This window comes from Streptomyces sp. NPDC000941 (assembly GCF_053599555.1).
In genome coordinates this window covers 1-5,881 of record NZ_JBSFMM010000383.1, presented here as the reverse complement: position 1 = coordinate 5,881, position 5,881 = coordinate 1, and the positions used below count along the sequence as shown (strand labels likewise).

The window sequence follows — 5,881 nt, the reverse complement described above, 5'->3', positions numbered from 1 at the left end:
GGGAGCGCCGCCCGGGCGCCCGGCGGGGAGGTGCCGGGGGCGGGCGGTCCTCGGACCAGCGCAGGGGCACCTCCCAGCCGTAGCTGCGGGAGCATCGCGCCAGAGGCAATAGGCTGGGAGCGCCGACGTCAGTAACTCGTCGTCACCGCCGCAGGCGGTGGCGGCACCGCGCCGAGGAGCCACCCGCCGTGTCAGACCCGCTGCGCCCCCGCGCGTCCCTCCGTACCGCCGTGGTGTGGGAGGTCCTCAAAGACGCCCTGGACCGCCGGGTCAAGGCGGTGGGCCAGGGCTCCGGCGAGGGCGACCGCGCGCCCGGTGTGCTGGACGTGCTCGACACCGGAGGCGGCAGCGGCAACTTCGCGGTGCCGGTCGCCCGCCTCGGCCACCGCGTCACGGTGGTCGACCCGAGCCCCAACGCGCTGTTCGCGCTGGAGCGGCGGGCCGCCGAGGCCGGGGTCGCCGACCGGGTGCGCGGGGTCCAGGGCGATGCCGCCGACCTGTTCGAGGTGGCCGAGCGCGGCGGCTATGACGTGGTGCTGTGCCATGGCGTGCTGGAGTACGTCGACGACCCGGCCGAGGGCCTGAGGAACGCGGCGGCGGCCCTGCGCCCGGCCGGCACCCTCAGCGTGCTCGCGGCGGGCCTCGGCGGCGCCGTGCTCGCCCGGGCGCTGGCCGGCCACTTCACCGAGGCCCGGCAAGCGCTTGCCGATCCGGCCGGCCGCTGGGGCGCAGGCGACCCGATGCCCCGCCGCTTCACCCCCGAGCAGCTGACCGGACTGATCGCGGCGGCGGGCCTGGAGGTCGGGGCGGTGCACGGGGTGCGGGTCTTCGCCGATCTGGTGCCCGGTGTGCTGGTCGACACCGAACCGGACGCCCTGGACGCCCTGCTGCAACTTGAGGCAGCCGCCGCGGAGCTGCCCGCCTTCCACTCCGTCGCCACCCAGCTGCATGTGCTCGCGGAGCGCGACTGACCGCTACCGGACCCTCCGGCCTGCGTGACCGCACGACGGACGGCGCAGGTGGAGTAGGCCACAGGCCCTCCGATCGGCCGCCTTGCCCCGTATGATCGAGGTACACCGTCGGGCATGGCGGATCGGCGGGAGGGGAATGCACGTCTCAGCGTCAACTGATGCCACGCGCGTACCGGTGACGAATTGGCGCAGAGGGGCGGGTTTCACGGGGGCGATTCCCTGCCTATCCTGAAAGGGTCGCACCCCGGTCGCCCCCCGCGACCGACGAGTAGGAGGACTCCGTGCCGCTCTCGGAGCACGAGCAGCGCATGCTCGAGCAAATGGAGCGAGCGCTGTACGCCGAAGACCCCAAGTTCGCGACAGCGCTTGAGGGCAGCGGCCTGCGCACGTACACCCGGCGACGGGTCTATCAGGCGATCGCGGGCTTTCTGGTGGGCGTTGCGCTCCTGATGGTCGGCGTGATCATTCCGCAGCAGATCTGGATCAGCGTGGTGGGCTTCCTCGTCATGCTGGGGTGTGCCGGGCTCGCGGTGACCGGCTGGCGCAAGGCGCCCAAGCCCGGCGAGCAGCCCCAGGCGGGCGGGGGCGGGCCTGCGGCCCGTCGCCAGGGCCGTCAGCGCCGCTCCATGATGAGCCGGATCGAGGAGCGGTGGCAGCGCCGCCGCGATGAACAGGGCCACTGAGCCCTGACCGTCCGGGTGGGCCACACATGCGTGGCCCACACCTGCACGGGCCACACGTACATGGGCCACACGTACAGGGGCGAGCAGAGCGCATCCAGCACCAGCAGCGCGCATGAGCAAGCGCACGCGTCATCTCGTAGCTGAGCGAGGGGCGTATGTGAGCGAGGGGCGGTCGCCATCCGGCGGCCGCCCCTCGCTTCGTTGTCGCGTCCCTCGTCCCCGTCAGCCCTGCTGACGGCGGGGGCCGCGCCGCAGCCCGGATATCCACCGTGCCCACCGGGGCGCGCCCCACCGCTCGACCAGCGCGGACCAGCGCGCCGAGGCCGCCCAGACCACCCGGATCGCCGACCGCGGGGCCAGCAGCGCCCGCAGCCGGTCCCATCGCCCGGCCTTGGCCCGGAATCCGGCCAGCACCAGCCGCACCTCGTCGCCGACGCCCGGCGCCGGACGCGGCCGCGGTGCGAACAGCACCTGCTCGACCGCCGCGGCCACTCGCCGCGCCGCCTCGGTCGCCTCCTGGTCGAGCTCCGCCATCCGCACGATGCGGGCCACCGCGTTACGCGAGGTCTGGGAGTCGTCCGGCACGATCCCGAAGTCCCAGGCGGTGTCGAGCAGTTCCCGCCAGGCCGCCAGGATCCGGTCGGCGGCGTCCTGCTCGGTGCGCCCGGCCGAGCCGCTGAGTCTGCGGGCCCGCAAGCGCTGCCGCCACAGCATCGGCAGCAGGGGGATCACCAACAGCAGCACCGCGAGCGAACTCCAGCCGACCCGCTTGCTCACCGACCAGCCGCCACCCGAGGAGGGCTGGTCGGGCTGCTCGCCCGGGGCCGCGCCGCACTCGCCGAGCTTCTTCATGTCCTGCGCGCAGCTGTCCGACGCCGACGGCGCGGCCGACGGCTCTTCGGACGCGGTGGGCGCCTGCGTCGGGTCATCGGTGGAGTCGCCGGACGGCGTCTGCTCCATCGTGTAGTCGGGCTGGGTGCCGCGGCTGGGGGTGGGCTCGAAACGGGTCCAGCCGACGCCCTCGAAGTACAGCTCGGGCCAGGCGTGGGCGTCCTTGAGCCCGACCGACACCGAGCCGTCCGCCTGCGCGGTGCCGGGGGTGAACCCGACGGCCACCCGGGCCGGGATGCCCAGGGTGCGGGCCATGGCCGCCATGGAGAAGGAGAAGTGGACGCAGAAGCCCTCCTTCTGCTGGAGGAACTTGACGATGGCGGCCGAGCCGCTGCCCGACTGCACCTTGGTGTCGTAGCGGAACCCGCCGTTCACGGCGAACCAGTCCTGCAGCTTCACCGCCTGCTCATACGCGTTCGAAGCGCCCGCGGTCACCTGGCGCGCCGTGCGGGCGACCATGGACGGCAGCGAGTCCGGCACCTTGGTGTACTCCCGCAGCAGCTTCGCCGGCGGCTGGGGCGCGGCGGCCAACTGCGCCGCGGTCGGCTCCACGACCAGGCTGTTGACCTGGTACCGCATCCCGCGGGTGGTCTGGCCGCGGTCGCCGACCAGCGTCCGGCCCTCCGGCTCATAGCGCCAGCGGCCGTCGATGTCGACCTTCATGGCGGGGTAGGGGAGGGGCAGCCAGTTCTGCGCGTACCAGTCGGCGGCCTGGACCGAGGTGTCGATCGAGGAGACACGGACGGAGGAGCCGAGACCGGCCGGGGTGGGCAGATCGTCCGGCACATCCTGGACATGCCGCTCCGAGGACTTCCACGCCGCCCCGTCGAACTTGTCCAGCGCGACGATCCGCAGATACATGTCCTGGGTGGTCTGGGAGGAGGTGCGATACCGCAGCACCTCGCGGTTCTGCGGCTGGTTCAGGCTGTCCTGCAGCGACACCAGCGGATTCACCGCCGAGATCGTGCCATTTCCGCCGCCCCCGCCACCGCCGCCGCTCTTCTGGTCCAGCAGGCCGCCGTCCAGGGACGGCAGCACCGCGGGCACCGCCAGGGCGATGCCCAGCGCCAGCACGCCGATCCTGCGGCCGGTGCGGACCGGGGCCAGCGCCGGGCTGCCGCCCGCCCCGGCCAGGCCCGAGGGCCCCATCCCGTACGGGCGCGGGGCGCCGCCGCTGAACACCCGGCCCCACTGGGACAGCCGGTCCCGCCCCTCGGCCAGCAGCAACAGCAGATAGCCGGCCGCCGCCACCAGGAACCACACCCAGTCGTCGCCGCCGTCGGACAGGCCCGCCGCGACCGAGTACAGCGCGAGCAGCGGCAGCCCGGCGGGGGCGGCGCTGCGGTAGGTCACCGCGAGCGCGTCGACCACAAGACCTATCACCAGCACTCCGCCGACCAGCATCAGCTTGATGCCGTCGGTGACCGGCGCCGGGATCGCGTACTGCCCCACGTCGACCGTGCCCTGCTGCAGCAGACGCCCGAGCGCCTGGAACGCCTGCGGGCTCGGAAGCACCCCGGCCAGCGCCTCGTGGCGGGCAAAGGTGATCGTGAGCAGCAGCAGGCCCACCACGGCCTGTGCCGCCAGCGTCAGCGGGCGCGCCAGTGGCACCCGGCGGGCCAGCGCGCCCACCGTGCTCTGGATCGCCAGCAGCAGGCCGGCCTGCACAAGCCAGCCGGGCTTGTCGACCAGCGGCAGCAGCGCACAGGCCGCCGCCATCGTCGCCAGCGCGGCGCATATCGCCAGTCGCACGCTTCCGCTCATGCCCAGCCCCCTGTCATACCGCCGCCCGCCAGCGGCCGCCCGGCGTCGGCCTGGATGCCGCCCTGGGCGTCGGCCTGCCGCCACAGCTGCGCCGGCGTGGCGCCGGGGGTGACCGGCAGCGCCGTCCACCCCGACTCCCGCAGCATCCGCAGCCGCTCCTCCAGACCCCGCGGGTCCGGCGCCCACGCGCCCCGGGACCAGGCGCCGCCGTCCAGGACGAACGCCACCGCCGTCCCGGTGCGGTGCCGCATCCGGCCGACCATCGTCGCCTGCTCCTCGTCCAGATCGCCGAGGAACGCCACCAGCAGTCCCTCGTTCCCTCCGCGCAGCGCCTCGTAGGCCCGGGACAGCCCGGCCTCCTCGGAGTGGTCCACCACCGCGAGGGTGTCGAGCATCAGCCCGGCCGTGTCCGCCGAGTCATGGCCCGAGCCGGTGAAGCCGCCCCCGCTGTCCGGGCCCGGCACCGAGCTGCCGGTGTCGGTCAGCAGCCGGACCCCGTAGCCCCGCTCCAGCAGATGCACCGCGGCCGAGGCCGCTCCGGAGACCGCCCACTCGAACGCCGAGTCCGGCCCCGAGCCCTGGTGGGCCACGCGCCGGGTGTCCAGCAGCACCGTGCAGCTGGCGCGCTGCGGTTGCTCCTCACGGCGGACCATCAGTTCGCCGTAGCGCGCGGTGGACCGCCAGTGGACCCGGCGCAGATCGTCGCCGTGGCGGTAGCCGCGCGGGATGACATCGTCCTCGCCCGCGAGCGCGAGCGACCGGTGCCGCCCGTCGCCGTAGCCCATGGCCTCGCCCGCGAAGCGCACCAGGGGCAGCGGCTCGACCCGCGGCACCACCGTCAGCGTGTCGTACGCGCTGAAGGAGCGGGTGAGCTCGCACATCCCGAACGGGTCGTTCAACCGCAGCTGCAGCGGGCCGAGCGGATAGCGGCCGCGCAGATCCGAGCGGACCCGATAGGACACCTCGCGGCGCCCGCCCGGCTCCACCCGGTCCAGTACGAAGCGGGGCCGCGGCCCGAGCACATAGGGCACGCGGTCCTGCAGCATCAGCAGGCCGGTGGGCAGCCGCGAGACATTGTCGATCCGCAGATGCACCCGGGCCTCGGAGCCGGCCGGGACCCGCGCGGGCGAGAGCCGCCGACTGCCCGCCACCCGGTAACGGGTGCGGTAGACCACGGCCACACACACCAGGGGCAGCACCGCGAGCAGCAGCCCCACCCGCAGCAGATCCGCCTGCCCCAGGACATAGCTGCACACCGCGGCCGCCACCCCGGCCGCCAGGAACGAACGGCCGCGGGTGGTCAGGCCGGCGAGCGCCGAGCGCAACCCGCCCCGGTCCTCGCCGCCGTCGCCGTCTCCGGGGGCCATGGGCATCCCCCCTGCCGTCATCACAGCCTCCGCGCGCCCGGCGGCTGCTGACCGTACTCAACCGGGGGCCCGGGCGGCACGGGCGGCATCGGACCGGCGCCCGGGGGCACCGGACCGGCACCGGGCGGCAGCGACCTGCTCAAGGACCTCCAGCAGGAGTTCGGCTCCGCGATCATCCTCATCACCCCCAGGTCGTGGGTGATGA

General features: G+C 74.2%; 4 protein-coding genes and 1 pseudogene. 2 read left to right on the top strand and 3 right to left on the bottom strand.

The features are described 5' to 3' along the window. Nucleotides 1-188 precede the first annotated feature (188 nt). Both ACWDSL_RS51280 and ACWDSL_RS51275 read left to right on the top strand, forming a co-directional pair. Complete coding sequence (locus ACWDSL_RS51280; protein WP_450496389.1) at nucleotides 189-971, top strand: methyltransferase; 783 nt, start codon at nucleotides 189-191, stop codon at nucleotides 969-971. Between the two features lie 281 nt (nucleotides 972-1,252). Then, nucleotides 1,253-1,654, top strand: coding sequence for a DUF3040 domain-containing protein (locus ACWDSL_RS51275; RefSeq protein ID WP_450496387.1), 402 nt, complete (start codon nucleotides 1,253-1,255; stop codon nucleotides 1,652-1,654). A gap of 222 nt (nucleotides 1,655-1,876) precedes the next feature. On the opposite strand, the gene ACWDSL_RS51270 is transcribed toward ACWDSL_RS51275, so the two are convergent. The 3 genes and pseudogenes from ACWDSL_RS51270 to ACWDSL_RS51260 form a co-directional block, all read right to left on the bottom strand. Further along, complete coding sequence (locus ACWDSL_RS51270; protein ID WP_450496385.1) at nucleotides 1,877-4,309, bottom strand: transglutaminase family protein; 2,433 nt, start codon at nucleotides 4,307-4,309, stop codon at nucleotides 1,877-1,879. Then, nucleotides 4,306-5,682: a DUF58 domain-containing protein gene (locus ACWDSL_RS51265; protein WP_450496391.1), complete on the bottom strand. Its 1,377-nt coding sequence runs from the start codon at nucleotides 5,680-5,682 to the stop codon at nucleotides 4,306-4,308. The genes ACWDSL_RS51270 and ACWDSL_RS51265 overlap by 4 nt, the downstream gene beginning before the upstream one ends. Nucleotides 5,683-5,696: 14 nt before the next feature. Beyond that, nucleotides 5,697-5,881 (bottom strand): annotated as a pseudogene (locus tag ACWDSL_RS51260) (AAA family ATPase); the annotation flags it as partial.

Excerpts from the sequence above, each read along its gene's own strand:
- ACWDSL_RS51270 (WP_450496385.1), bottom strand. The coding sequence starts at position 4,309 with ATGAGCGGAAGCGTGCGACTGGCGATATGCGCCGCGCTGGCGACGATG.
- ACWDSL_RS51265 (WP_450496391.1), bottom strand. The coding sequence starts at position 5,682 with ATGCCCATGGCCCCCGGAGACGGCGACGGCGGCGAGGACCGGGGCGGG.